Genomic DNA, 24,496 nt, shown 5'->3' with positions numbered 1-24,496 from the left:
GCGGCCTCGCGGCGTTAATGAGGCATTCTTATGGCTGTTCATCCGAGGTTGTTCTGGGTTGATGGTTTGGCGTGAGAACCTCCATCTTCCCCGACTACTTCGGGTGAACAACCTCTTGGGAAACGACAGCTAGCGCGTCCGGCCGCCCCGGTACATCCCCGTCGTCGCGCGTTGGAGCGGCGTGGCCTGCGCCAGCCGCGCCATGGCCTGGCCCACGTGGGCGTGCGTGATGGCGATGCCCAGCGCGTCGGCGGCGTCCTTGCCGGGCACGCCGGGCAGCTGCAGCAGGCGCTTGACCATCTCCTGCACCTGGTTCTTGTCGGCCCGGCCGCTGCCGACCACGGCCTTCTTCATCTGCAGCGCGGTGTACTCGGCCACCGGCAGGTCGCGGGCCACCAGCGCCGTGACGCAGGCGCCGCGCGCCTGGCCCAGCAGCAGCGTGGATTGCGGGTTGACGTTGACGAAGACGATCTCCACGGCCGCCGTCTGCGGTGCGTAGCGTGCGTGGATCTCGCCGATGCCGTCGAACAGCACCTTGAGCCGCGCGGGCAGGTCGCCCAAGGCGGCGCTGGCCGTGGTGCGGATGGTGCCGCTGGCCACGTAGTGCAGGTGCGGGCCGTCGGCGTCGATCACGCCGAAGCCGGTGCACTGCAGGCCGGGGTCGATGCCCAGGATCCTCACGCCGACCCACCTTCGCCTGCGGATGCGGCTGCGGTGCGGGCCTCGTCGGGCGTCCGGGCGAGGCTCATGCCCCGAAGTACCAGCGTGCGGAATGGAAGAACACCGGCGCCGCGAAGCACAGCGCATCGACGCGGTCGAGCAGGCCGTTGGCCCCGGTCACCGAGCGGCCCTGCGGTCCCCAGTTCGTCACGCCGCGGTCGCGCTTGAGCGCCTTCATGACCAGGTGGCCCATGCTGCCCGCCACGCAGGCGATGGCGCCCATGGCCAGCGTTTCCAGGGGCCGGAACGGTGTGATGGGGTACAGCAGCACGCCCAGGCTGCTGGCGGCCACGACGGCGACGGCCCAGGTGGTCCAGTTGAAGCTGCGGCTCACGTTGGGCGCGGCCGGCGGGCGCGGAAAGTGCCGCGCCGCCAGGTGCTGGACCAGCATGCAGGCCTGCACCACGAACACCAGGAAGAACACGAGGAAGGCACCGCGCCCCTCGTAATGGCGCAGGTTCAGCAGCAGCAGGGCCGGCACGTGGCTCATGCCGTAGACGCAGACCATGATGCCCCACTGCAGCTTGGCGTTGCGCTCCAGGAAGCGTTGCGGGTCGTCGGCCAGCGCACTGACCACGGGGATGGCCAGGAACACGTAGACCGGGATGAACACGGTGAACAGGTCGAAGTGCTTGCTGCCCGCGAGCCAGAACTGCACGGGCAGCACGGCGAAGAAGGCCAGCACCAGGCTGCGGTGGTCGCCGCGCCGCGTGGGCGACAACGTGATGAACTCGCGCAGCGCAAAGAACGCCACCAGCGCGAACAGCACGGTGGCCGCCGTCTCGCCCAGCACCCATCCGATCCAGAAGATGCTGACCATGAACCAGCTGGTCTTGAGCAGCGCCCACCAGTCGGCATGCGCGGCCCGGCGGGCCTCGTCGGGCTCGTGGCGGCTGCGCACCGACAGCGTGACCAGCGAACCGGTGACGAGGATCAGCAGGCCGAACACGAGCACGAACAGCGCACCGACCTGCTCGGAGGCGCCGAGGCCGCGCAGCCACGCGCTCACTGGTGCACCCTTCGGCCTGCGGCCTGTCCCGCCAAGCGGGAGCGAGCTTGCTTGGGTCGGCCCGGCGCGGCGCATGTGGCCCCCACACTCCCCGCTACGCGAGGTTCGCTGCCCCCCGCGGGGGAGCGAGCTTGCTTGGGGCGGCCCGGCGCGGCGCTCATATCTCCCTCAGCGCGACCACGGCGTCGCGCGCACGGGCCAGGAAGTCCTGGCGGGATTCATCGGGCTGCAGCTGCATTGGCGCTCCAAAGGTCACCGAGCACAGGATGGGCACGGGCACGACCTCGCCCTTGGGCATCACGCGCTGCACGTTGTGGATCCAGGCCGGCACCAGCACCACCTGGGGAAAGCGCTGCGCCAGGTTGTACAGCCCGGCCTTGAAGGCCTGCGGCTCCTCGGCGTGGCCGCGCGTGCCTTCGGGGAACAGGATGATGGAGTCGCCCGCGTCCAGGGCCTGTACCAGCGGCGCCAGCGGGTCCTGGCCCTCGGTGCGCTCGCGGTCCACGTAGACGGCGTTGAACACGGCGGTGGTGATCCACTGGCGCAGCGGGGTCTTGGTCCAGTAGTCCTTGGCCGCGATCGGCCGGGTGATGCCGCGCAACTCGGCCGGCAGCGCGGCCCAGATCATGACCAGGTCGGCATGGCTCTGGTGGTTGGCGAAATAGATGCGCTGCTCGGCCATGGGCGGGCAGCCCCACCAGCGCGCCTGGGCCCCGGTGAGCAGGCGCACCAGGCCCAGCAGCAGCCAGCCGACGATCCTGGCGCGTGTCATGGCAGCACGACGTCGGACATGCGTGCCACGATGGTCCGTGCGCGGCTGGCCAGATAGCCCGAATTGGGCAGCTTCTCGTAGTGGCGCGGGCGCGGCAGCATCACGGCCAGCCGGGCGGCCTCGTAGGCCGTCAGCTGGGCTGCGCTCTTCCTGTAGTAGTGGCGCGCAGCGGCCTCCGCGCCGAACACGCCTTCGCCCCATTCCACGCTGTTGAGGTAGATCTCCAGGATGCGGCGCTTGTCCAGCAGCGCCTCCAGCATCAGCGTGAGCACGAACTCCTGGCCCTTGCGCAGCAGCGTGCGTTCGCCCGAGAGGAACAGGTTCTTGGCCAGTTGCTGCGTGATGGTCGAGCCGCCGACGATCTTGGCCGGCCTGGCGTTGGGCCGGGTGGTGGCGCGTGCGGCCGCCTGCTCGTTCTTCTCCCAGGCCTTCTCCATGGCCTGCCAGTCCACGCCATCGTGGTCGGGGAAGCCGGAGTCCTCCGATGCGATGACGGCACGCTTGAGGTTGTCCGAGATCTGCGGTGCATCGACCCACTGCTGGCGCCAGTGGAAGCTGCCGCCCGAGGTGGCCAGGCGCCAGGCCTCGGAGCGCTGGAATGCGGTGGACTGCGGCGCCAGCACCGCCATCAGCGCGATGCGCCCGACGAAGAAGAGCTGCAGCGCGAGCGCCGCGACGGCGAACAGCAGCAGCCAGCGGCCGATCCGGCGCATGCGGTCAGGCGTCCACGATGGCGCGCAGTTCCGCCAGCACCTGCGCCGAAGGCGGCCGCACGCCGCGCCACAGCGCGAAGGACTCGGCTGCCTGCTCGACCAGCATGCCCAGGCCGTCGCGCGCGCGTGCGCCATGGGCATGCGCCCAGGCCAGGAAGGGCGCGGCCGCAGGGCCATACATCATGTCCACGGCCAGTGCACCGTCGGCCAGCACGCTGGCTGCCACGGGCACGCCGGCACCGGCCAGGCTGCTGGCGCTGGCGTTCACGACGATGTCGAAGCGGCCGGGCACCTCGTCGAGCCCGCAGGCCGACAGCACGCAGCCGCGCGGCGCGGCCAGTTCGGCATGGCGCTCCACGAGTGCCTGGGCCTTGGCGTGCGTGCGGTTGGCGACCACGATGCGCCGCGCACCGGCCTCGACCAAGGGCCCCAGCACGCCGGCCGACGCGCCGCCTGCGCCGATCAGCAGCAGGTCGCGGCCGGCGATCGCCTGGCCCGCGTGCTGCGTGATGTCCTGCACCAGGCCGGCGCCGTCGGTGTTGTCGCCGTAGATGCCTTCGGGCGAGAACCTGAGCGTGTTGCAGGCCTGGGCCAGCCGGGCGCGGCCGGAGTGCGCGGTGGCCAGCGCGGAGGCCTCGAGCTTGAACGGCACGGTCACGTTGCAGCCCAGGCCGCCGCGGGCGCGAAAGGCCTGCACTGCGGCCGTGAAGCCGTCCAGTTCCACATGCAGCCGGTCGTAGGCCATGGCCTGGCCCGTCAGTTCGGCAAAGCGGGCATGGATCCAGGGCGAGCGGCTGTGGGCCACCGGGTTGCCCATCACGCAGTAATCAAAGCTCATGGTGGCGTGCTGACGTTGGTTTGCAGCGTGGCGTCGCGCGCGAAGCGAAAGCGCGACACCACGAGGATCTGGTCGGCCTGCATGCGCATGGCCGGCGTGAAGCCACCGTAGGGGCCGGCGGCGCGGGCGATGGCCTGGGCGCGCTGGTCCAGCAAGCGGTTGCCCGAGCTTTCGGCGACCTCGGTGGACAGCACCTGCCCGGTGTGGTCCACGGTGATGATCATGACGAGTTCGCCATACAGCTTCCTGCCGTTGTGTTCGGGAAAGTTCTGCGTGCCGCGTTCCTCGACCTTGCGGCGCAGCGCATCGTAGTAGACGGCGTAGACCTCCTCGCGCGTGGACGGGCTGACCACGCGGCGCTTGGGGCGCGCGTTCTCGATCTCGATGCGGCGCTCGATCTCGGCCAGGTGCTGCAGCAGCTGGCGCCGCCGCTCGTCCTGTTCGCGCGCTTCCGCCGATTCGCTGATGTTGCGCGGGTCGGGTGGCGGCAGCGCGGCCAGCATGCGCGTGACCTGGGCCAGCAGCAGGGTCTGCTGCTGGTGCATGGCCTCGACCTGGCGCTGTGCCTGCTCGATGGCGTCGCCGATGTCGGCGCGCGGCGAGGGCGGCAGCGGCGAGGTGGCGCGTCCGGCCGCGGCGTCGCCGCCGCCGGCCAGCGAGGCCTGCGCGATGGCCTGGGCCTTGTCGGGGCGCTCGTCGGACTTGGCGTTGACGAGGATCACCTCCAGCGGCGTGTCCTGGAACAGCCGGTCGAAGGCGGCCGGATCGGCGAAGCGCACGGCCAGCAGCGCGGCGTGCGCGGCGACCGAGAACAGCAGCGCCGCCTGCAGCGTGCTGAGTCGGCGCAGCCAGCCCGGCGGCCTCATGGCGTGGGTGCGTCCTCGGCCGGCACGGCGGACGCTTCCATGTCCACCGCGATGGCGATCGGCCCGGCCGCGGCTTCCTCCTCTTCCGCCTCCTCGTCGGCGGCCGTGGCCGGCGCGTCCAGCGCGTCCAGCCGCTCGACCACGGTGCCGGCCACGTCCAGCGTGATGAGGTCGATCTCGCCCAGCTTCACGCGGACATGGGCGTTGCGCGGCAGGCCCTGTGCGCCCATCACGCCCAGCACCAGCGGCAGGTTGTCGGCGCGGACCAAGCCGTCCTTGATGACCACGCCATCGATCTCGGCGATGCCGTTCTGCTGCAGGTACATCAGCGTCCAGAAGCGCTCCATGCCGCCCTGGAAGCCGTTGTAGGCGCTGTAGGCGGCGTCGAAGCTGGAGATGACCGAGAACAGGTCGGCGTCCTTGGGCTTGAACGGCGCGGCCAGCGCGGCGGTCTTGCCGTGGCGCGCGCAGGCGATGATCTGCCACTGGTTCACGAGGTCGGTGTAGCGGCGCAGCGGCGAGGTGCTCCAGGCATAGGCCGGCACGCCGATGCCGGCATGCGGCAGCGCCTTGGTGCCCATGCGCACCTTGACGCCCGGCGCCAGGCTGGCCTGGCTGCGGTAGATGCCGGGCACGCCGCAGGCGGCCAGCCACTGGCCCCAGCTGCTGTTGGCCAGGATCATGGCCTCGGCCACGATCAGGTCGAGCGGGGCGCCGCGCCGGCGCACGCTGATCTCCACGCGCTCGCGGCCGGCGGGCTCGTCGCCCAGCGGGGCCTCTGGGCTCTCGACCAGGCGGAAGTTGTAGTCCGGGCGGTTGAAGGTCTCGGGCTTGCCGCGCACCACCTCGCGCTGGGCCTTGAGGTGGCGTGCCAGGCGGTACAGGAAGGCCAGTTCGGCGGCCTGCACGCCGGCAGGCAGGTCGGGCAGTGCCGGGGGCGCCTCCTGGGCGAGCCACTCCTCGGTGATCAGCGCATCGAGCTGGTCGTGCCGCAGGTTGGCGGCCACCGGCACGCGTTCGAGCCGCGTCTCGGTGCCGCGCAGCTCCAGCGTCTGGGCGTCGAAGCGGGCATACAGCGAGACGGCAGGGCAGTCGCGCCCTTCCTGCAGCGTGTAGGCCTGCACCACCTCGTCGGGCAGCATGGTCAGCTTGTGGCCGGGCATGTAGACCGTGGACAGGCGCGCGCGCGCCACCTGGTCGATGGCCGAGCCGGGTGCGATCGCCAGGCCGGGCGCGGCGATGTGCACGCCGACCGTGACCTCGCCGGTGCCCAGGCCCTGCACGGACAGCGCATCGTCGATCTCGGTGGTCATCGAGTCGTCGATCGAGTAGGCGCGCACCGGTGCCACTGGCAGGTCGTCGGCGATGGCCGGGGCCTGCAGCGCCGCGAAGCCCGTGCCCTTGGGGAACTGGTCGAACAGGAAGCGCCGCCAGTGGAACTGGTAGGGCGAATCGATGGCGCCGGCCCGCTGCAGCAGGTCCAGCGGCGCGGTCTGCGTGGCGCGGGAGGCCTCGACCACGGCCTTGTACTCGGGGCCGTTCTTGTCGGGCTTAAACAGGATGCGGTAGAGCTGGTCGCGGATCGGCGCGGGGCAACGGCCCTCGGCCAGTTCCTGGGCCCAGTCGTCGATCTGCAGCTGCAGCAGCCGCTTCTTCTCGATGCCGGCCAGCGCCTGCTGCACCTGTTCGGCCGGCGCCTTGCGAAAACGCCCCTTGCCGGCGCGGCGGAAGTAGTGCGGCGCCTCGAACAGGCGCAGCAGCGTGCCGACCTGCTGGGCCAGCGGGGCGTTGTCGCTGAAGTAGACCTTCGCCAGATCGGCGAACCCGAATTCGTCGTCGCTGGCGAACTCCCAGGCCAGCTCCAGCTCGATGGACTCGGCCTGCGCACGGGCCTCGGCCAGCAACACCTGCGGCGTGGGTTTCTCGAACTTGAGCAGCAGGTTGGCGGCCTTGACCTTGACCCGCTTGCCGCTGTCCAGCTCCACCTGGGCCGAGGCGTCGGCCTCGGACAGCACCCGGCCGGTCATGAACTTGCCGGCTTCTTCGAACAATGCGTACATGGGCGGTATTGTCCCCGAGCCGGATGACCGCCTACGCGGCCAGCAGGAATTCGAAGACTTCGTCCATGTGGTCGGGGAATTCGCCGATGGCGTGGTCGCTGCCTTCGAGCAGCCGGAGCCGGGCCTGCGGGTAGCGCGCGCACATCTCGCGCCAGTCCAGCACCTCGTCGCCCTTGGCGACGATGGCGAACATGCGCGCCGTGTCCGCCGCGGCGGCCTGCTGCTCCAGCACCCGCAACTCGGCCACATGCCCGGCCGTGAAGACGAAGCGCTGCGCCGGGTCGTGCCAGCCGCCGTGCTCGCCGATGTGGCGCGACAGATCGCGCGCCGGGTGCACGGCCGGGTTCAGCAGCACCGCGCGGCAGCCGGTCTGCGCGGCCACGCAGGTGGCGTAGAACCCGCCGAGGGACGAGCCGACCACGGCCATGCGCTCGCGCGGCCAGTCGGCAATACCGGCCAGCAGGCCGTCCATGGCCTCGCGCGGCGAAGGCGGCAACTGGGGGCACCACCAGGCCAGTTCCGGGTGTCGGGCCCGTACACGCTCGGCCATCAGCCGCGCCTTGGTCGATTGCGGCGAGGAGCGAAAGCCGTGCAGGTAGAGCAGATGGCTGAGGGGGCGGTGGGGCATGGTGTGGGCAGGTGTTTCCGGATGGCCCGCAAGGCGGGGCAGGGCGACAGGGTCCGCAACCGGCCAGCGCGGGTGCAGGCCCTCGCGAACCTCATGGCGATGCGTCAGACGGTGCGGCCGCCGTCGACGGGGAACTCGACGCCGGTGATGAATTCGGCGTCATCGCTTCCCAGGTAGACCGCGGCGCGCGCGATGTCGCGCGGCTCGGACAGGCGGCCGAGCGGAATGGTGGCGATGAAGCGGGCGCGGTTCTCCGGCGTGTCGGGCATGCCCATGAAGGACTCCAGCAGCCCGGTGGCGCCCATCACCGGGCAGATCACGTTCACGCGGATGCGGTCGGGCGCCAGCTCGACGGCCAGCGACTTGCTCATGAGGTTCACCGCGCCCTTGGAGCTGTTGTACCAGGTGAGGCCGGGCCGGGGCCGGATGCCGGCCGTCGAGCCCACGTTGAGGATCACGCCGCCGCCCTGGGCGCGCATGGCCGGCACCACGGCGCGCACCATGTGGAAGATGCTCTTCACATTGATCGCGTAGACCTTGTCGAACTCGTCTTCGCCCACGTCCAGCAGCGGCTGGTTGCGGTGCGTCCAGCCGGCGTTGTTGACGGCGATGTCGACGCGGCCGAAGGCCTTGCACGCGGCGGCGATGGCCGCATCGACGTCGGCGCGCTGCGTCACGTCGCAGCGCACGGCGATGGCGGCTGCACCCAGCGGCGCGGCCACGGCGCGCGCACCGTCCTCGTTGATGTCGGCCAGTGCCACGCGGGCACCTTCGGCCACGTAGTGGCGCGCAATTTCTGCGCCGAAGCCGCTGGCGGCTCCGGTCACGATGGCGGTCTTGCCTTGCAGTCGCATGTTGAAAGTCTCCTGGTCAATCCGTGAGGCGCCACGCTCCAGCGTGGGCGTGACATTCTGGATGTCATTGGGCAAACTGCGGTTGGATGCGGCCATCCACCCACAGCGTTCCGGCCGCTGCAGCCGTGGTCGCAGGGCGCAGTGCCGGGCTGTTTCGATGGCTTCAGGCGCCTGGAAGGTGTTGCTTGTACACACAAATTGGATGCGAGCGGTATGAATTCGTTACGATCGCGGCCTCCGTGCGCCCACCCTGCTGCCCTTGGTTCACCGCCGCTCCATGCTCGATCGATCGCCCAGTGAAATCGCCAGAGAAGCGTTCAAGCGCTTGGCGGAGAAGCGCCTGCCGCCCACGCCCGACAACTACCTGACGCAATACCACGAGGTGGCGGGCACGCTGCCGCCCGCGCATTTCCCGTCCGAGCCCTTGCGACAGATCGCGGCAGCGCTGCCCGCGCGCAATCCCGGCCAGGAGAAGCAGCTGGGGTTGCTGGAATCGGCCATCGGTCAGCGCAGCTGGGACAAGATCGAAACCTCCCTGGTGGCCTACGGCGGCTTCTCGGGCGTGCCATCGTCGTTCGCGCCGCTGGACAACGCGCCCGGCGGTGGCGCCGATGGTGCGCACGCGGCCCTCGTGCTGGAGCAGGTCGCCCGCCTGATCGAATGCGCGCAGCCCGCCCTGGGCGTAGAGGACGCGCGCTTTGCCGAGCAGACGGTGGAGGTGCTGCGGCTGCTGCGCCGCCCCCAGCTGGAGCTGCGCGACGCCCGTTCGCTGCTCGGCAACTATGCGCATCGGCTGTCGTTCGCGGCCGAAGACCAGGCGGAGATCCGCAACGGGCTGCTGAACCTGCTGAACCTGGTGTTCGAGAACATCGGCGAGCTGTGCGTGGACGACCGCTGGATGCGCGGCCAGATCGATGCGTTGCGCAGCGCCGCCACGCCGCCGCTGAACCTGCGCCGGCTGGACGACGTGGAGCGTCGGCTCAAGGACGTCATCTTCAAGCAGACCGAGGCCAAGGGCCGGGCCTACGAGGCGCAGCTGCAGATGCGCCAGCTGCTGGCCACCTTCGTCGATCGGCTGTCGCTGATGACGGAAAGCAGCAGCACCTACCACGGCAAGATCGAGAACTGCGCGCGGCAGATCGAGCAGGCCACCTCGATCGAGGAACTGGGGCCCGTGCTGCAGGAGGCCATCAGTGCCACGCGCGCGATGGCGCGCGACACGGTGCAGTCGCGCGACGAGCTGCAGGCCATGCGCGCCAAGACCCAGGAGGCCGAAGCGGAGATCACCAAGCTGCATGTGGAACTGGACCGTGTGAGCGCGCTGGCCCGCCACGATGCGCTGACGGGCGTGCTGAACCGCCGCGGCCTGGACGAGACCCTGCAGCGCGAGGTGGCCGCGGCGCGGCGCAAGGGCCATGCGCTGTGCGTGTCGCTGCTGGACGTGGACAACTTCAAGCGGCTCAACGACCAGCTGGGCCACGACGCGGGCGACAACGCCTTGCAGCACCTGACCGAGGTGGCGCGCCTGGCGATCCGGCCGCAGGATTCGCTGGCGCGCTACGGCGGCGAGGAGTTCGTGATCGTGCTGCCCGACACCGCACTGGCCGCTGCCATCGCCATCCTCACGCGCCTGCAGCGCGAGCTGACCACCCGCTACTTCCTCAATGGCAAGGACAAGGTGCTGATCACCTTCAGCGCTGGCGTGGCCCAACTGGGCGACGACGAGCCGATGGCCGACGCGCTCAAGCGCGCCGACGCGGCCATGTACCTGGCCAAGCGGACGGGCAAGAACCGCGTGCTGGGTGGGTGAGGAGGGTGGGTGAAGGTGGCCGAAGGGCGGCCGATGGGCCGCTGAGGGCCGGGTGATCGCGGCACCCTGTGCGCCATGGCCTGCGCGGGCCGGATAATCCGCGCTCGGATTTTTCTCTTCCATGGCCGCTGTACTCGACAACCCCCCGCTGTGGCGCCGCGCGCTGCCGTTCTTCCGCGGCTTCGACGGCCTGCTGGCCTTTGCCGTGCTCCTGCTGTGCGCGGCGGGGCTGCTGGCGATGTACTCGTCGGGCTACGACCACGGCACGCGTTTCGTCGACCATGGGCGCAACATGCTGCTGGCCGGCGCCATCCTCTTCATCGTGGCCCAGGTGCCGCCGCAGCAGCTCATGAAGTTCGCCGTGCCCGTCTACGTGGTGGGCGTGGTGCTGCTGCTGGGTGTGGAGTTCTTCGGCATCACCAAGAAGGGTGCGCAGCGCTGGATCAACGTCGGCGTGGTGATCCAGCCCAGCGAGATCCTCAAGATCGCCACGCCGCTGATGCTGGCCTGGTGGTTCCAGCGGCGCGAGGGGCAGCGCCAGCCGTTCGATTTCATCGTGGCGTTCGCGCTGCTGGCCGTGCCGGTGCTGCTCATCATGCACCAGCCCGACCTGGGCACCTCCATCCTGGTGGCGGCCGCCGGCATGTCGGTGATCTTCTTCGCCGGCCTGCCCTGGCGGCTCATCCTGCCGCCGGTGCTGCTGGGCGCGATCGGCATCGGCCTCTTGGTCTGGTTCTCGTCGGACCTGTGCCAGGACGGCGTGCGCTGGGTGGTGCTGCGCGAATACCAGCAGCAGCGCGTGTGCACGCTGATGGACCCCACGCGCGACCCGCTGGGCAAGGGCTTCCACATCCTGCAGGGCATGATCGCCATCGGTTCGGGGGGCGTGTTCGGCAAGGGTTTCATGCAGGGCACGCAGACGCACCTGGAATTCATCCCCGAGCGCACCACCGACTTCATCTTCGCGGCCTATTCGGAGGAGTTCGGCCTGCTCGGCAACGGCTTCCTGATCCTGGCCTTCGTGTTCCTGATCCTGCGTGGCCTCGTCATCGCATTGGAGGCGCCCACTCTCTTCTCGCGCCTGCTGGCCGGTGCCGTCACGCTGATCTTCTTCACCTACGCCTTCGTCAACATGGGCATGGTCAGCGGCATGCTGCCCGTGGTGGGTGTGCCGCTGCCGTTCGTGAGCTATGGCGGCACGGCCATGGTCACGCTGGGCATGGGGCTGGGCATCCTGATGTCCATTGCCAAGTCCAAGCGGCTGCTGCAGACCTGAGGGCAGCGCGGCCATCGCTGCGCTCCTAGAATGGTTCGCATGATCTCCCGCGAACCCACCCTGGCCCGCATCGCCACCGCCCAGCAACTGCTGCTCGATCCCTTCGGCCTCACGCCCGCGCACCTGCAGCGCGCGCTGGCCGAGATCCAGGCGCACAAGGTCGACGATGCCGACCTGTACTTCCAGTACACGCGCAGCGAGGGCTGGAGCCTGGAGGAGGGCATCGTCAAGACCGGCTCGTTCAGCATCGACCAGGGCGTGGGCGTGCGTGCCGTCAGCGGCGAGAAGACCGCCTTCGCCTATTCCGACGACATTTCCGAAGCCTCGCTGCTGGACGCCGCGCGCACCGTGCGCGCGATCTCGTCTGCCGCGCAGAACAAGCGCGCCAAGGTGCCGGCGCAGAAGATCGCCCGCAGCCGCTCGCTGTACGACGGCCTGGACCCGATCGCCACGCTGGACAGCACGGCCAAGGTCAAGCTGCTGGAGCAGGTCGAGCAGCGCGCACGCGCCAAGGACCCGCGCGTGGTGCAGGTCATGGCCGGCCTGGCCAGCGAGTACGACGTGGTGCTGGTCGCGCGCGCCGACGGCACGCTGGCTGCCGATGTGCGCCCGCTGGTGCGCCTGTCCGTCACCGTGATCGCCGAGGCCCAGGTGGCAGGCCAGACGCGCCGCGAGGTCGGCTCCAGCGGCGGCGGCGGCCGTTTCGGCCTGGCCTACTTCGACTCCGCGCACATCGACGAGTACGTCGACCAGGCCGTGCAGGCCGCGCTGACCAACCTGGAGGCGCGTCCTGCGCCGGCCGGCGAGATGACAGTGGTGCTGGGCGCGGGCTGGCCCGGCATCCTGCTGCACGAGGCCATCGGCCATGGCCTGGAGGGCGACTTCAACCGCAAGGGCTCCAGCGCGTTCAGCGGCCGCATCGGCCAGCGCGTGGCCGCCAAGGGCGTGACGGTGCTGGACGACGGCACGATCGCCGACCGCCGCGGCTCGCTCAACGTGGACGACGAGGGCAATGCCAGCCAGCGCAACGTGCTGATCGAGGACGGCATCCTGAAGGGCTACATCCAGGACGCCATGAACGCGCGCCTCATGAAGGTCAAGCCCACCGGCAACGGCCGGCGCGAGAGCTATGCCCACGTCCCGATGCCGCGCATGACCAACACCTACATGCTGGGCGGCGACCGCGAGCCGGCGGAGATCATCGCCAGCATCAAGAAGGGCCTGTACGCCAGCAACTTCGGCGGTGGCCAGGTCGACATCACGTCGGGCAAGTTCGTGTTCTCCGCCAGCGAGGCCTTCTGGGTCGAGAACGGCAAGATCCAGTACCCGGTCAAGGGCGCCACGCTGGTCGGCAACGGGCCGGACGCGCTGACGCGCGTGTCCATGATCGGCAACGACATGAAGCTCGATTCGGGCGTCGGCACCTGCGGCAAGGAAGGCCAGAGCGTGCCGGTGGGCGTGGGCCAGCCGACGCTGCGCATCGACGGGCTCACCGTCGGCGGTACGGCCTGAGCACGTGAAAACCGTGCTAGAGTCGCGCCCGATGTCTGCCTCCCGCGCTTTTTACTTTGCCTACTTTTGGTTCCCGGAATCCGGCGGACGAGAGGCGCGCGCGTAAACAGCAGACGACAGAACCTCCAAGAACCGCCGGTACCGCAAGGACCGGCGGTTTTTTTTGGCCCCAACGATTTCAACCACAGGAAGAGACCATGAGCACGCAGCAGACCCCCGACGCCTGGTACGCGAACGTCGACAAGACCAGCCAGACCGACGACGAACGCATCAAGGACATCAACGTGCTCCCGCCTCCAGAACACCTGATCCGCTTCTTCCCGATCCGCGGGACGCCGGTGGAGGCCCTGATCGGCCGCACGCGCGGCCGCATCCACGACATCATGGCCGGCAAGGACGACCGACTGCTGGTCGTCATCGGTCCTTGTTCGATCCACGATCCCGCCGCTGCGCTGGAATACGCACGCCGCCTGAAGCCCCTGCGCGACAAGTACGCCGACGACCTGGAGATCGTCATGCGCGTCTACTTCGAGAAGCCGCGCACCACGGTGGGCTGGAAGGGTTTGATCAACGATCCCTATCTGGACGAGAGCTACCGCATCGACGAAGGCCTGCGCATCGCACGCCAGCTGTTGATCGACATCAACCGCTTGGGCCTGCCCGCGGGCAGCGAGTTCCTCGATGTGATCTCGCCGCAGTACATCGGCGACCTGATCGCCTGGGGGGCCATCGGCGCGCGGACCACTGAAAGCCAGGTGCACCGCGAGCTGGCCTCGGGTCTGTCGGCGCCCATCGGCTTCAAGAACGGCACGGACGGCAACATCCGCATCGCGACCGATGCCATACAGGCGGCGGCCCGTGGCCACCACTTCCTGTCGGTGCACAAGAACGGCCAGGTCGCCATCGTGCAGACCAACGGCAACAAGGACTGCCACGTGATCCTGCGCGGCGGCAAGGCGCCCAACTACGACGCCGCCAGCGTCGCCGCGGCCTGCAAGGAACTGGCCGCCGCCGGCATGCAGGCCAACCTCATGGTGGACTGCAGCCATGCCAACAGCAGCAAGCAGCACGAGAAGCAGACCGAGGTGGCTGGCGACATCGCCGCCCAGATCGCCGGCGGCTCGCGCCAGGTGTTCGGTGTGATGGTGGAAAGCCACCTCGTGGCCGGCGCGCAGAAGTTCACCCCCGGCAAGGACGATGTGCATGCGCTGGCCTATGGCAAGAGCATCACCGACGCGTGCCTGGGCTGGGAGCCTTCGGTCGATGTGCTGGAAACACTGGCCCGCGCCGTGGCCAAGCGCCGTGCGGCCGCCTGACGTCGGGTTTGCGTCGATTGCCGCGGCCGGGCGCCGCGGCGATGCTGCAGGTTTTGCGGGGGGATGCCATGCGCAGTGAAGTGTCCGTGCGGCTGGCCGGTGGCCAGGAATTGCGTTTCGACCTCGAAGACGCCGCGCCCATGCCGCAGGAGCAGGCCCGACACTGGCTCGACACGCAGTTCGTGCAGCTGGAGTGCGAACCCCTGCGTGCCACCGGCAAGGTGCTGCTGGCGGACAAGCTGATCGCCATCGCGCGGGCTGCAGGCCCGGAGCTGTTCGGCGACCCGCAGTGGTTCGCGAGCTTTGCGCGCGCGGCGGCCGCAGCGCTGGTCAAGCCGGTCGTGCGGCTCGACCTGGACCAGTTGACCGTCAGCTACTGAGCGAAGCGCGCCTTGACCGCGTCGAGCAGCCGGGCGTGCACGCCGCCGAAACCGCCATTGCTCATGCACAGCAGGTGGTCGCCCGGTTGCACGGCGGCCAGCACCTGGGCGATCAGCGTGTCGATGCTGTCGGCCACCTGCAGGCGCTCACCCATCCCGGCCAGCGCCTCGCGCGGGTCCCAGCCCAGGCCTGCGGCGTGGCAGAACGCCAGGTCGGCCGATTCCAGGCTCCAGGGCAGCCTGGCGCTCATGCTGCCCAGCTTCATGGTGTTGCTGCGTGGCTCGAAGATGGCCAGGATGCGCCCGCCCGCCGGTCCGATCTGCGCACGCAGGCCGTCCACCGTGGTCCGGATGGCGGTGGGGTGGTGGGCGAAGTCGTCGTAGACGCGCACGGTCTGGTGGCCGGCTCGGACTTCGCCGCGCAATTCCATGCGCCGGCGCACGTTCTCGAAGCGTTGCAGCGCCTCGGCCGCCACCGCCGGCGCCATGCCCAGGTGTTCGGCGGCGGCGATGGCCGCCAGCGCGTTCATGCGGTTGTGCAGCCCCGACAGCGGCCAATGCACCTCGGCCACGGGCCGGCCCTGGTCGTGCACAACGAAACGCTCGGCCGTGCCTTCGGCCGTGAAGCGCCCGCCAGCGCCGAAGCCCACGGTCTGGCTCCAGCAGCCCTGGGCCAGCACCCGGCCCAGGCTGGCTTCCTCGGCGTTGACGACGACGCGGCCGCGGCCCGGCACGGTGCGCACCAAGTGGTGGAACTGGCGCTCGATGGCCGCCAGGTCGTCGAAGATGTCCGCATGGTCGAACTCCAGGTTGTTCAGCACGGCCGTGCGCGGCCGGTAGTGCACGAACTTGCTGCGCTTGTCGAAGAAGGCGGTGTCGTACTCGTCGGCCTCGATCACGAAGCAGCCGCCGGGTCGGCCCAGCCGCGCCGAGATGCCGAAGTTCAGCGGCACGCCGCCGACCAGGAAGCCCGGCTCCAGGCCCGCGCTTTCCAGCACCCAGGCCAGCATCGAGGTGGTGGTGGTCTTGCCGTGGGTGCCTGCGACCGCCAGCACGTGGCGATCCTGCAGGATGTTCTCGGCCAGCCATTGCGGGCCACTGGTGTAGGCCGCGCCGGCGTCCAGGATGGCTTCCATCAGCGGGAACTTGGGCATCCCATCGGGCAGGCGTGCACGGGAGACGACGTTGCCAACGACAAAGACGTCCGGCGCCAGCGCCATCTGGTCTGCGCCGAAGCCTTCGATCAGGTCGATGCCGAGCGCACGCAATTGGTCGCTCATGGGAGGGTAGACGCCCGCGTCGCAGCCGGTGACGCGATGGCCGGCACTGCGCGCCAGAGCGGCCAGGCCGCCCATGAAGGTGCCGCAGATGCCGAGGATGTGGATGTGCATCGCGGGATTCTAGGAGTGGCGCCAGGGCTGTTTGGCCACGGCGCACAATCCGCCCATGGACAACGCAAGTGCAGAGATCGCGGCCGTCGCGGCGCGCATGGTGGTGGACGATGGCCTGGAGTGGGGTGCGGCCAAGCGCCGCGCCGTGCAGCAGCTGGGCCTGGGCCCGCGCGCGCGCCTGCCAGACAACGGGGCCCTGGAAGACGCGGTGCGCGAGCACATCGCCATCTTCTGTGCCGACACCCAGCCCGCGGAGCTGGCGGCCCTGCGCCGGTTGGCGTTGACCTGGATGGAGCGGCTGCAGGTGTTCCGCCCTTACCTGGCCGGCGCCGTCTGGCATGGCACGGCCACGCGCCGCTCCGACATCTACCTGCAGTTGTTTTGCGATGACCCCAAATCGGCGGAGATCATGCTGATCGACCGTGGCGTGCGTTACGAGCCGAGCACCGTGCCCGGGTTCCGCGGCGACCCCGTGGAGGCCTTGAGCCTGCAGGCGCAGTGCCCTGCATTGGGCGAGACCATCGGCGTGCACCTACTGGTGCACGACCTGGACGAACTGCGCGGCGCCTTGAAGCCCGACACACGTGGCCGCACGCCCCGTGGCAGCCTGGATGCCGTGCGCAGACTCGTGGCGCAGGAGGCGGCAGCATGACGGCGCGCACTTTCTCTCCCGCCCGGCGCGGCGTGCTGCTGGCCGCCGGTGCGGTCGCCCTGGTGGCAGGCGCGGGCTCCGCCTGGTGGTTCCGCCGCCCTGATTCCGCCGCCCCGGCCGAAAGTGCAGGCCTGTGGGCGCTGCAAAGCGAGCGGCCCGACGGCGGGACGCTGCCCATGGCTGGCTTTCGGGGGCGCCCGCTGCTGGTCAACTTCTGGGCGCCTTGGTGCCCGCCGTGTGTCGAAGAGTTACCCATGATCGACGCCTTCTTCGGTCAACATGGTGCGAACGGGTGGCAAGTCGTGGGATTGGCGGTGGACAAACCAGCCGCCGTGCAGAAATTCCTGGGCAAGACACCCGTCTCCTTCCCGGTCGGCATCCTCGGCCTGGCGGGCCTGTCGGTGGTGAAGGAGCTGGGCAACACGGCCGGTGGTTTGCCCTTCACACTGGTGCTGGATGCTGCCGGACACGTGGTCGAACGTAAAATAGGGCAAATCACCCCCGTGGATTTGCAACGGTGGGCGACGCAAATACGCGTTTCCTAGCCCCGCCCGCACAAATCAGTTCGCCGTTGATCGGCGACGAACATCAAAAATGCCTGCAATAGGCGAAAGTTTGCTGGATTTGAGTTAGATTCCAGCTCTTTTCGTCTGGGCGACAGGAGCCTTCATGGATTTACGCAAACTCAAGACCTTGATCGACCTGGTCTCGGACTCCAACGTGTCCGAGCTGGAAATCACCGAAGCAGAGGGCAAGGTCCGCATCGTCAAGGGCGTCCCGCCAGGCCCGGTGGCCTATGTGGCCGCACCCGTCCAGGCGGCCCAGCCCGCGGTCGAGGCAGCTCCCGCAGCCGCGGCGCCGGCCGCAGCGCCTGCTGCGCCGGCCATCAAGGGCCATGTGGCCAAGTCGCCCATGGTCGGCACCTTCTACCGTTCGCCGAGCCCGGGCGCCAAGGCGTTCGTCGAGATCGGCAGCACGGTCAAGGAAGGCGAGACGGTCTGCATCATCGAGGCGATGAAGATCCTCAACGAGATCGAAGCCGACAAGGCCGGCACGATCACGCAGATCCTGTGCGAGAACGGCCAGGCGGTCGAATACGGCCAACCGCTGTTCGTCATCGAGTGAGCATGTTCAAGAAGATCCTTGTCGCCAACCGCGGCGAAATCGCCTTGAGGATTCAGCGCGCCTGCCGTGAACTGGGCATCAAGGCGGTGATGGTCTATTCGGAGGCCGACCGCGACGCCAAGTACGTGCGCCTGGCGGACGAGGCCGTCTGCATCGGCCCGCCGCCCTCGGCGCAGAGCTACCTCAACATGCCGGCCATCATCTCGGCCGCCGAGGTGACCGACGCCGAAGCCATCCACCCCGGCTATGGCTTCCTGAGCGAGAACGCCGACTTCGCCGAACGCGTCGAGAAGAGCGGCTTCCAGTTCATCGGCCCCACGCCCGAAAACATCCGCACCATGGGCGACAAGGTCGCCGCCAAGCAGGCCATGATCAAGGCCGGCGTGCCCTGCGTGCCCGGCTCGGACGGCGAGCTGCCGGACGATCCGGTGCAGATGCGCCGCATCGCCAAGACGGTCGGCTACCCGGTCATCATCAAGGCGGCCGGCGGCGGCGGCGGGCGCGGCATGCGCGTGGTCCACACCGAGGCGGCACTGGTCAACGCGGTGCAGATGACCAAGGCCGAGGCCGGCGTGGCCTTCGGCAACCCGGCCGTCTACATGGAGAAGTTCCTCCAGAACCCGCGGCACGTGGAGATCCAGGTGCTGGCCGACAAGCACAAGAACGCCGTGTACCTGGGCGAGCGCGACTGCTCCATGCAGCGGCGCCACCAGAAGGTCATCGAGGAGGCGCCCGCACCGGGCATCCCGCGCAAGCTGATCGAACGCATCGGCGAACGCTGCGTGGCGGCCTGCAAGCGCATCGGCTACCGCGGCGCCGGCACCTTCGAGTTCCTGTACGAGAACGGCGAGTTCTACTTCATCGAGATGAACACGCGCGTGCAGGTCGAGCATCCCGTGACCGAACTCATCACCGGTGTGGACGTGGTGCGCACGCAGATCATGGTGGCGGCAGGCGAGAAGCTGCCGTTCACGCAGCGCCAGATCGAGATCCGCGGCCACGCCATCGAGTGCCGCGTGAACGCGGAAGACCCCTACAAGTTCACGCCTTCGCCGGGCCGCATCACGACCTGGCATCCGCCGGGCGGCCCCGGGGTGCGCGTGGATTCGCACGCCTACACCAACTACTTCGTGCCGCCCAACTACGACTCCATGATCGGCAAGATCATCGTGCATGGCGACACGCGCGAGCAGGCCATGGCACGCATGCGCACGGCGCTGGCCGAGACCGTCATCGAGGGCATCAACACCAACATCCCGCTGCACCGCGAGCTGATGGTCGATGCCAAGTTCATGGCCGGCGGCACCAACATCCACTACCTGGAAGAGTGGCTGGCGCAGCACAAGCGGTGAGCGGCATGTTCGAACTGCGCCTGCTGTGCCCGGAAGACCGGGTCGAGACCCTGAGCGATGCGCTGGAAGCGCTGGACGCGCTGTCCATCAGCGTCGAGGACGCCGACGGCGACACCGCGGCGGAGCAGGCCCTGTTCGGCGAGCCGGGCATGCCGCCGCCGGCCGAAGGCTGGCAGCGTTCGCGCCTGGTGGCCTTGTTCGCGACCGAGGCGCTGGCCGAGGAGGCCGCGCTGCTGCTGCAGGCGCAGGAGTTTTTTGCGGGCTGCGCGCTGCAGGGCGTGAGCGCCGTGCCGGACGAGGACTGGGTGCGCCTGACGCAGTCGCAGTTCGCGCCGGTCGAGATCACGCCGGCCTTCTGGATCGTGCCGACCTGGCACGAGCCGCCGGCAGCCGCCCGGCATGTGCTGCGGCTGGATCCCGGCCTGGCGTTCGGCACCGGCACGCACCCCACCACGCGCATGTGCCTGCGCTGGATCGCAGGCCATGGTGAAGACGGGGATTGGGGGCGTGTGCTGGACTACGGCTGCGGCTCCGGCATCCTGGCCATCGCGGCGGCCAAGCATGGCGCCCGCGAGGTCGATGCTGTCGACATCGACGAGGCGGCGGTGCTGTCCACCGGCGACAACGCCCGCGCCAACGGCGTGCACCTGCAGGCCGGCCTGCCCGATGCCGCCCATGGCGCCTACCAGGTGGTGCTGGCCAACATCCTCGCCACGCCCTTGAGAATGCTGGCGCCGTTGCTCAGTGCCCATGTGGCGCCTGGCGGCGCACTGGTGCTGGCCGGCATCCTGGCGCGTCAGGCCGACGAGCTGAAGGCGGCCTACGCGCCCTACCTGTCTCTGCAGGTGGCGGACGAGGAAGACGGCTGGATCCTGATGACAGCCACGCGCGGTGCCGCTCCGCCACGCTGAGCCGCATCCATGGCACAGCTGATCACACGCTGCCCTGCATGCGGAACCCGCTTCAGGGTCGTGCCCGATCAGTTGCGCATCTCCCAGGGCTGGGTGCGCTGCGGGCAGTGCGCCGAGGTCTTCGACGCCGCGCAGCACCTGGGCGAACCTGAGGCGGCTTCCATGCCGGTGGCGCACGCGCCAGCCGCGCCCCAGTCGCCCCCGCCGCTGGCGCCGGGGCAGGATGTGCCGCTGGCCGACGACCGCCAGGACCTGCCGCCCGTGGCATCCAGCGACGAGCTGCCCGCATGGCTGCTCCACGCGCCTGCGGAGATGCCGGTGGCCGACCCCGTCGCATCCCTCGAGCAGGAACTGTCCGACTACGTGCAGGCGCAGCCCGTGGCACCGGCGCTGCAGGGCGGCCCTGCCGCTGCCGACGTGGCTGCTGCGGGCGCCACCGTCGTGCCGGAGCTGCACCGCCTGAGTGCCGAGCCGCCTGCCCAGGCCGCTCCGGCTGAAAGGCCTGGCCGCCTGGTCGTGGCGTTGGCCGCCGGATCCATGGCCTTGCCGCCGCTGCGCGCGGCGAGCACCGACGCTGCCATGCCGCTTCCGCAGCGCCCGGCCGCGCAGGACGCGCCGCGGCCCGCCCCGGCGCCGGCGCGCGTGGTGGCGGCACCGCCGGTTTCCCGGCCCGTGCCGCCAGACCCGGCGCATGCGGAGCTGTCGTTCCTGCGGGACGCCGCGCCGGCGCTGCCGGTGGCACCGCGGGCCGCGCCGCGCACCCGCCTGCTCTGGTCGTGTGCTGCGGGGCTCGCGGTGGTGCTGCTGCTGTGGCAATGGGCGGTGCACGAGCGCGACCGCCTGGCCGCCACGGCGCCCGGCCTGCGCCCGCTGCTCGGTGCGCTGTGCGCGCCCCTGGGCTGCAGCGTCCAGCCACTGCGCCGCATCGACGCCATCGTCATCGACGGCTCGGCATTCCAGGCGCTGGGCGACAACGGCTACCGGCTGAGCCTCACGCTGCGCAACCGTGCAGCGCATGCCGTGGCCCTGCCGGCGATCGCGCTCACGCTGACGGACATCGCCGAACAACCGGTGGTGCGCCGCGTGCTGATGCCGCAAGACCTCGGCACTCCGCCTGCTGCACTGGATGCCCATGGCGAGTGGACGGCAAGCGCCGACCTGCAGATGGCCGACAACGCGGGCCGCGCGCGCGTGGTGGGCTACCGCCTCGACCCCTTCTATCCCTGACCTTCCACCCTCCAGGAGTTTTTATGGCCAGCATCATCTGCGGCTCGCTCGCGTTCGACACCATCATGCGGTTCGAGGGTCGGTTCTCCGACCAGATCCTGCCCAACCAGATCCACAACCTGAACGTGTCCTTCCTGGTGCCGAGCCTGCGGCGCGACTTCGGCGGCTGCGCAGGCAACATCGCCTACGCGCTCAAGCAGCTCGGCGGCGACCCGCTGCCCATGGCCACGCTGGGCACCGACGGCGCCGACTACCTGCAGCGCCTGAAGGACCTGGGCATCGCCACCGACTATGTGAGCGTGGTGGAGGGCAGCTACACGGCCCAGGCCATGATCATGACGGACCAGGACAACAACCAGATCACGGCCTTCCACCCCGGCGCCATGATGCAGGCGCACCAGACGCGCATCGAAGCGCGCAGCGACGTGCAGCTCGGCATCGTGTCGCCGGACGGGCGGGACGCCATGCTGCAGCATGCCGAGCAGTTCGCGGCCGCCGGCATCCCCTTCGTGTTCGACCCGGGCCAGGGCCTGCCGATGTTCGACGGTGCTGCGCTGCGCCACTTCGTCTCGCTGGCCACCTGGGTCACCGTCAACGACTACGAGGGCAAGATGCTCAGCGATCGCACCGGCCTGGATTTCGCCGAGCTTTCGCGCCAGGTGCAGGGGCTGGTGGTCACGCTGGGCGGCGAGGGCAGCGAGGTCTGGGTCGCGGGCGAGCGCACGCTGGTCGCGCCAGTGCGGGTGGAAGAGCTCGTCGATCCGACGGGTTGCGGCGACGCCTACCGCGGTGCCCTGCTGTACGGGTTGGAGCGTGGCTGGCCGCTGGCGCGCTGCGCCGAACTGGGCAGCCGCATCGGGGCCTTGAAGATCGCCCAGCGCGGCCCGCAGAACTACAGCGTCGACCGCGCTGCATGGGACCTGTGACCTGGCCTGCGAGCCGCCCATGAAATGAAAAAGCCCGGGGCCTTGCGGCACCGGGCTTGGTCGCGCCTTGCAGCGCAACGCTCAGGGCTTGCTGGCCGTAGGGAACGGCCAGGCCGCCTGCGGGTTCAGCGTGGTCTGCGTGGACGCTGCAGGGGCAGCGGCAGCAGGCACAGGGGCCGCTTTCTTTGCAGGTTTCTTGGCAGCGGCCTTCTTGGCAGGGGCGGCCTTGGCGCTGGCCTTCTTGGCCGGAGCGGCCTTCTTGGCGGCAGCCTTCTTGGCCGGAGCAGCGGCCTTCTTGGCGGCCGGGGCGGCTGCCTTCTTGGCGGGCGCAGCCTTCTTGGCCGGAGCGGCCTTCTTGGCGGGTGCTGCCTTCTTCGCAGGTGCTGCCTTCTTGGCGGGCGCAGCCTTCTTCGCCGGTGCTGCCTTCTTGGCCGGAGCGGCCTTCTTCGCCGGTGCTGCCTTCTTCGCAGGTGCAGCCTTCTTTGCCGGAGCGGCCTTCTTCGCGGGCGCAGCCTTCTTGGCGGGCGCAGCGGCCTTCTTCGCCGGAGCAGCGGCCTTCTTGGCCGGAGCGGCCTTCTTTGCCGGAGCAGCGGCCTTCTTCGCCGGGGCGGCCTTCTTAGCGGCCGGTTTCTTCGCAGTTGCCATGGTTTTCTCCTTGATCGGATTACAAAGAGCACTTGCAGCGCGTTGGGGCGCCACAAGCGATGCATGGCGTTGGGGCAAAAAGCCCCAGCGCCATGGATTCAGGACACGTACACGCCGGCACTCTGTCGGTGCGGTTCGGAGGGCGTGACGTGCGGTGGAACATGTTGTTGTCGGTGTCTCAGTCCCAGGACAGCGCGCCGCCGGATTGGTACTCGATGACGCGTGTCTCGAAGAAGTTGCGTTCCTTCTTCAGGTCGATCATCTCGCTCATCCAGGGGAACGGGTTCTCTTCGTTCGGGAACAGCGCTTCCAGCCCGATCTGCGTGGCGCGCCGGTTGGCGATGTAGCGCAGGTAGCCCTTGAACATCGACGCGTTCATGCCGAGCACGCCGCGCGGCATGGTGTCCTCGGCATAGCGGTACTCGAGCTCGACGGCCTTCTCGAACAGCGCCTTGATCTCGGCCTTGAACTCGGGCGTCCACAGGTGCGGGTTCTCGAGCTTGAGCTGGTTGATCAGGTCGATGCCGAAGTTGCAGTGCATGGACTCGTCGCGCAGGATGTACTGGTACTGCTCGGCGGCGCCGGTCATCTTGTTCTGCCGGCCCAGCGCCAGGATCTGCGTGAAGCCGACGTAGAAGAACAGGCCTTCCATGAGGCAGGCGAACACGATCAGGCTCTTGAGCAGGCGCTGGTCGGTCTCGGGCGTGCCGGTGTGGAAGTTCGGGTCCATGATCGCCTCGATGAAGGGGATCAGGAACTCGTCCTTGTCGCGGATCGACTGCACCTCGTTGTAGGCGTTGAAGATCTCGGACTCATCGAGGCCCAACGACTCCACGATGTACTGGTAGGCGTGCGTGTGGATCGCTTCCTCGAAGGCCTGGCGCAGCAGGAACTGGCGGCACTCGGGCGCCGTGATGTGGCGGTAGGTGCCCAGCACGATGTTGTTGGCGGCCAGCGAGTCGGCGGTGACGAAGAAGCCGAGGTTGCGCTTGACGATGCGGCGCTCGTCCTCGGTCAGGCCGTTCGGGTCCTTCCAGAGCGCGATGTCGCGGTTCATGTTCACTTCCTGCGGCATCCAGTGGTTGGCGCAGGTGGCGAGGTACTTTTCCCAGGCCCACTTGTACTTGAACGGCACCAGCTGATTGACGTCGGTCTGGCCGTTGATGATGCGCTTGTCGGCGGCGTTCACGCGGCGTGCGCTGGCGCCCGCGGCTTCGGCGGCACGCGGTGCGGCCACCGGCGGCAGTGCCACATCGGGCAGGCGCGATGCGGTCGCAGGTGCGTTGAAGGAGGAGGCTTGGGCCGCGGCCGTTGCGGCGGCGGGAACGGCGTTCACGGATTTGGGAGGGACCGCTGCCTCGCGGTGTCCCGAGGACCCGCCGTGTGGTGTGGATTGCGAGGAGGGCTTGACTTCGTCGTCCCAGGTAAGCATAGATTTTCCAGTGCCGAGATTATGAAAGCGGCGCCCTGAAAAGCAAAGGCTTCACCCAGGGCGCCGTGCATGTTTGTTGCT

24 protein-coding genes are annotated in these 24,496 nt (G+C 69.2%); 12 read left to right on the top strand and 12 right to left on the bottom strand.

What is annotated here, in order from left to right; genetic code table 11:
- Positions 1–129: 129 nt before the first annotated feature.
- The 9 genes from ruvC to ASF44_RS06725 form a co-directional block, all read right to left on the bottom strand.
- Entirely contained in the window at positions 130–681 is a 552-nt protein-coding gene (ruvC, locus tag ASF44_RS06765; protein WP_056898437.1) for a crossover junction endodeoxyribonuclease RuvC, read from the bottom strand.
- Positions 682–745: 64 nt separating this feature from the next.
- The gene (locus ASF44_RS06760; protein WP_056898436.1) at positions 746–1,729 is read right to left on the bottom strand and encodes a phosphatidate cytidylyltransferase; all 984 of its coding nucleotides are present in this window, start codon (positions 1,727–1,729) and stop codon (positions 746–748) included.
- A gap of 157 nt (positions 1,730–1,886) precedes the next feature.
- A complete protein-coding gene (locus ASF44_RS06755; protein WP_056898435.1) occupies positions 1,887–2,501 on the bottom strand; it encodes a lysophospholipid acyltransferase family protein in 615 nt (204 codons plus the stop codon).
- Positions 2,498–3,214 carry a monofunctional biosynthetic peptidoglycan transglycosylase gene (mtgA, locus tag ASF44_RS06750; protein WP_056898434.1) on the bottom strand — a complete coding sequence of 239 codons (717 nt, stop codon included), beginning with the start codon at positions 3,212–3,214 and terminating at the stop codon, positions 2,498–2,500. Before mtgA ends, ASF44_RS06755 begins: the two co-directional genes overlap by 4 nt.
- Positions 3,215–3,218: 4 nt before the next feature.
- The gene (gene aroE / locus ASF44_RS06745) at positions 3,219–4,052 is read right to left on the bottom strand and encodes a shikimate dehydrogenase (protein WP_056898433.1); all 834 of its coding nucleotides are present in this window, start codon (positions 4,050–4,052) and stop codon (positions 3,219–3,221) included.
- Positions 4,049–4,918 (bottom strand): energy transducer TonB, encoded by an 870-nt coding sequence (locus ASF44_RS06740; RefSeq protein WP_056898432.1) that lies wholly within the window; start codon positions 4,916–4,918, stop codon positions 4,049–4,051. Before ASF44_RS06740 ends, aroE begins: the two co-directional genes overlap by 4 nt.
- The gene (locus ASF44_RS06735; protein WP_056898431.1) at positions 4,915–6,978 is read right to left on the bottom strand and encodes a ribonuclease catalytic domain-containing protein; all 2,064 of its coding nucleotides are present in this window, start codon (positions 6,976–6,978) and stop codon (positions 4,915–4,917) included. The genes ASF44_RS06740 and ASF44_RS06735 overlap by 4 nt, the downstream gene beginning before the upstream one ends.
- A gap of 31 nt (positions 6,979–7,009) precedes the next feature.
- A complete protein-coding gene (locus ASF44_RS06730) occupies positions 7,010–7,606 on the bottom strand; it encodes a YqiA/YcfP family alpha/beta fold hydrolase (protein ID WP_056898430.1) in 597 nt (198 codons plus the stop codon).
- A gap of 104 nt (positions 7,607–7,710) precedes the next feature.
- On the bottom strand, positions 7,711–8,460 hold the full coding sequence (locus ASF44_RS06725; RefSeq protein WP_056898460.1) for a glucose 1-dehydrogenase: 750 nt from the start codon (positions 8,458–8,460) through the stop codon (positions 7,711–7,713).
- Positions 8,461–8,737: 277 nt separating this feature from the next.
- Here ASF44_RS06725 and ASF44_RS06720 point away from each other — a divergent pair, with 277 nt between their 5' ends.
- The 5 genes from ASF44_RS06720 (at position 8,738) to ASF44_RS06700 (ending at position 14,754) form a co-directional block, all read left to right on the top strand.
- Positions 8,738–10,270, top strand: coding sequence for a diguanylate cyclase (locus tag ASF44_RS06720; protein WP_056898429.1), 1,533 nt, complete (start codon positions 8,738–8,740; stop codon positions 10,268–10,270).
- 121 nt (positions 10,271–10,391) lie between these two features.
- On the top strand, positions 10,392–11,546 hold the full coding sequence (rodA, locus tag ASF44_RS06715; RefSeq protein ID WP_056898428.1) for a rod shape-determining protein RodA: 1,155 nt from the start codon (positions 10,392–10,394) through the stop codon (positions 11,544–11,546).
- A gap of 39 nt (positions 11,547–11,585) precedes the next feature.
- Positions 11,586–13,058, top strand: coding sequence for a metalloprotease TldD (tldD, locus tag ASF44_RS06710; protein WP_056898427.1), 1,473 nt, complete (start codon positions 11,586–11,588; stop codon positions 13,056–13,058).
- Between the two features lie 197 nt (positions 13,059–13,255).
- Complete coding sequence (locus ASF44_RS06705; protein WP_056898426.1) at positions 13,256–14,374, top strand: 3-deoxy-7-phosphoheptulonate synthase; 1,119 nt, start codon at positions 13,256–13,258, stop codon at positions 14,372–14,374.
- A 68-nt stretch (positions 14,375–14,442) separates the two neighbouring features.
- Entirely contained in the window at positions 14,443–14,754 is a 312-nt protein-coding gene (locus ASF44_RS06700; protein WP_056898459.1) for a hypothetical protein, read from the top strand.
- On the opposite strand, the gene mpl is transcribed toward ASF44_RS06700, so the two are convergent.
- Positions 14,748–16,145, bottom strand: a complete 1,398-nt coding sequence (mpl, locus tag ASF44_RS06695; RefSeq protein WP_056898425.1) for a UDP-N-acetylmuramate:L-alanyl-gamma-D-glutamyl-meso-diaminopimelate ligase — start codon at positions 16,143–16,145, stop codon at positions 14,748–14,750. The genes ASF44_RS06700 and mpl overlap by 7 nt on opposite strands.
- 55 nt (positions 16,146–16,200) lie before the next feature.
- Here mpl and ASF44_RS06690 point away from each other — a divergent pair, with 55 nt between their 5' ends.
- The 7 genes from ASF44_RS06690 (at position 16,201) to ASF44_RS06660 (ending at position 22,338) form a co-directional block, all read left to right on the top strand.
- Positions 16,201–16,797 (top strand): hypothetical protein, encoded by a 597-nt coding sequence (locus ASF44_RS06690; RefSeq protein ID WP_056898458.1) that lies wholly within the window; start codon positions 16,201–16,203, stop codon positions 16,795–16,797.
- The gene (locus ASF44_RS06685) at positions 16,794–17,342 is read left to right on the top strand and encodes a TlpA disulfide reductase family protein (protein WP_056898424.1); all 549 of its coding nucleotides are present in this window, start codon (positions 16,794–16,796) and stop codon (positions 17,340–17,342) included. Before ASF44_RS06690 ends, ASF44_RS06685 begins: the two co-directional genes overlap by 4 nt.
- Positions 17,343–17,466: 124 nt before the next feature.
- Positions 17,467–17,922: an acetyl-CoA carboxylase biotin carboxyl carrier protein gene (gene accB / locus ASF44_RS06680; RefSeq protein ID WP_056898423.1), complete on the top strand. Its 456-nt coding sequence runs from the start codon at positions 17,467–17,469 to the stop codon at positions 17,920–17,922.
- Positions 17,923–17,924: 2 nt separating this feature from the next.
- Complete coding sequence (gene accC, locus ASF44_RS06675) at positions 17,925–19,274, top strand: acetyl-CoA carboxylase biotin carboxylase subunit (protein ID WP_056898422.1); 1,350 nt, start codon at positions 17,925–17,927, stop codon at positions 19,272–19,274.
- A gap of 5 nt (positions 19,275–19,279) precedes the next feature.
- Positions 19,280–20,185 carry a 50S ribosomal protein L11 methyltransferase gene (prmA, locus tag ASF44_RS06670; protein WP_056898421.1) on the top strand — a complete coding sequence of 302 codons (906 nt, stop codon included), beginning with the start codon at positions 19,280–19,282 and terminating at the stop codon, positions 20,183–20,185.
- 9 nt (positions 20,186–20,194) lie between these two features.
- The gene (locus ASF44_RS06665; protein ID WP_082524570.1) at positions 20,195–21,412 is read left to right on the top strand and encodes a DUF3426 domain-containing protein; all 1,218 of its coding nucleotides are present in this window, start codon (positions 20,195–20,197) and stop codon (positions 21,410–21,412) included.
- A 23-nt stretch (positions 21,413–21,435) separates the two neighbouring features.
- Complete coding sequence (locus ASF44_RS06660; protein ID WP_056898419.1) at positions 21,436–22,338, top strand: carbohydrate kinase family protein; 903 nt, start codon at positions 21,436–21,438, stop codon at positions 22,336–22,338.
- Positions 22,339–22,419: 81 nt separating this feature from the next.
- On the opposite strand, the gene ASF44_RS06655 is transcribed toward ASF44_RS06660, so the two are convergent.
- A complete protein-coding gene (locus ASF44_RS06655) occupies positions 22,420–22,983 on the bottom strand; it encodes a hypothetical protein (protein WP_056898418.1) in 564 nt (187 codons plus the stop codon).
- A gap of 178 nt (positions 22,984–23,161) precedes the next feature.
- Positions 23,162–24,415: a ribonucleotide-diphosphate reductase subunit beta gene (locus ASF44_RS06650; RefSeq protein ID WP_056898417.1), complete on the bottom strand. Its 1,254-nt coding sequence runs from the start codon at positions 24,413–24,415 to the stop codon at positions 23,162–23,164.
- Positions 24,416–24,496: the final 81 nt, after the last annotated feature.

Origin of the sequence: Pseudorhodoferax sp. Leaf274 (genome assembly GCF_001422445.1) — a bacterium.
Classification (GTDB): Bacteria; Pseudomonadota; Gammaproteobacteria; order Burkholderiales; family Burkholderiaceae_C; genus Pseudorhodoferax.
This window is presented reverse-complemented; position numbering and strand designations above follow the sequence as displayed.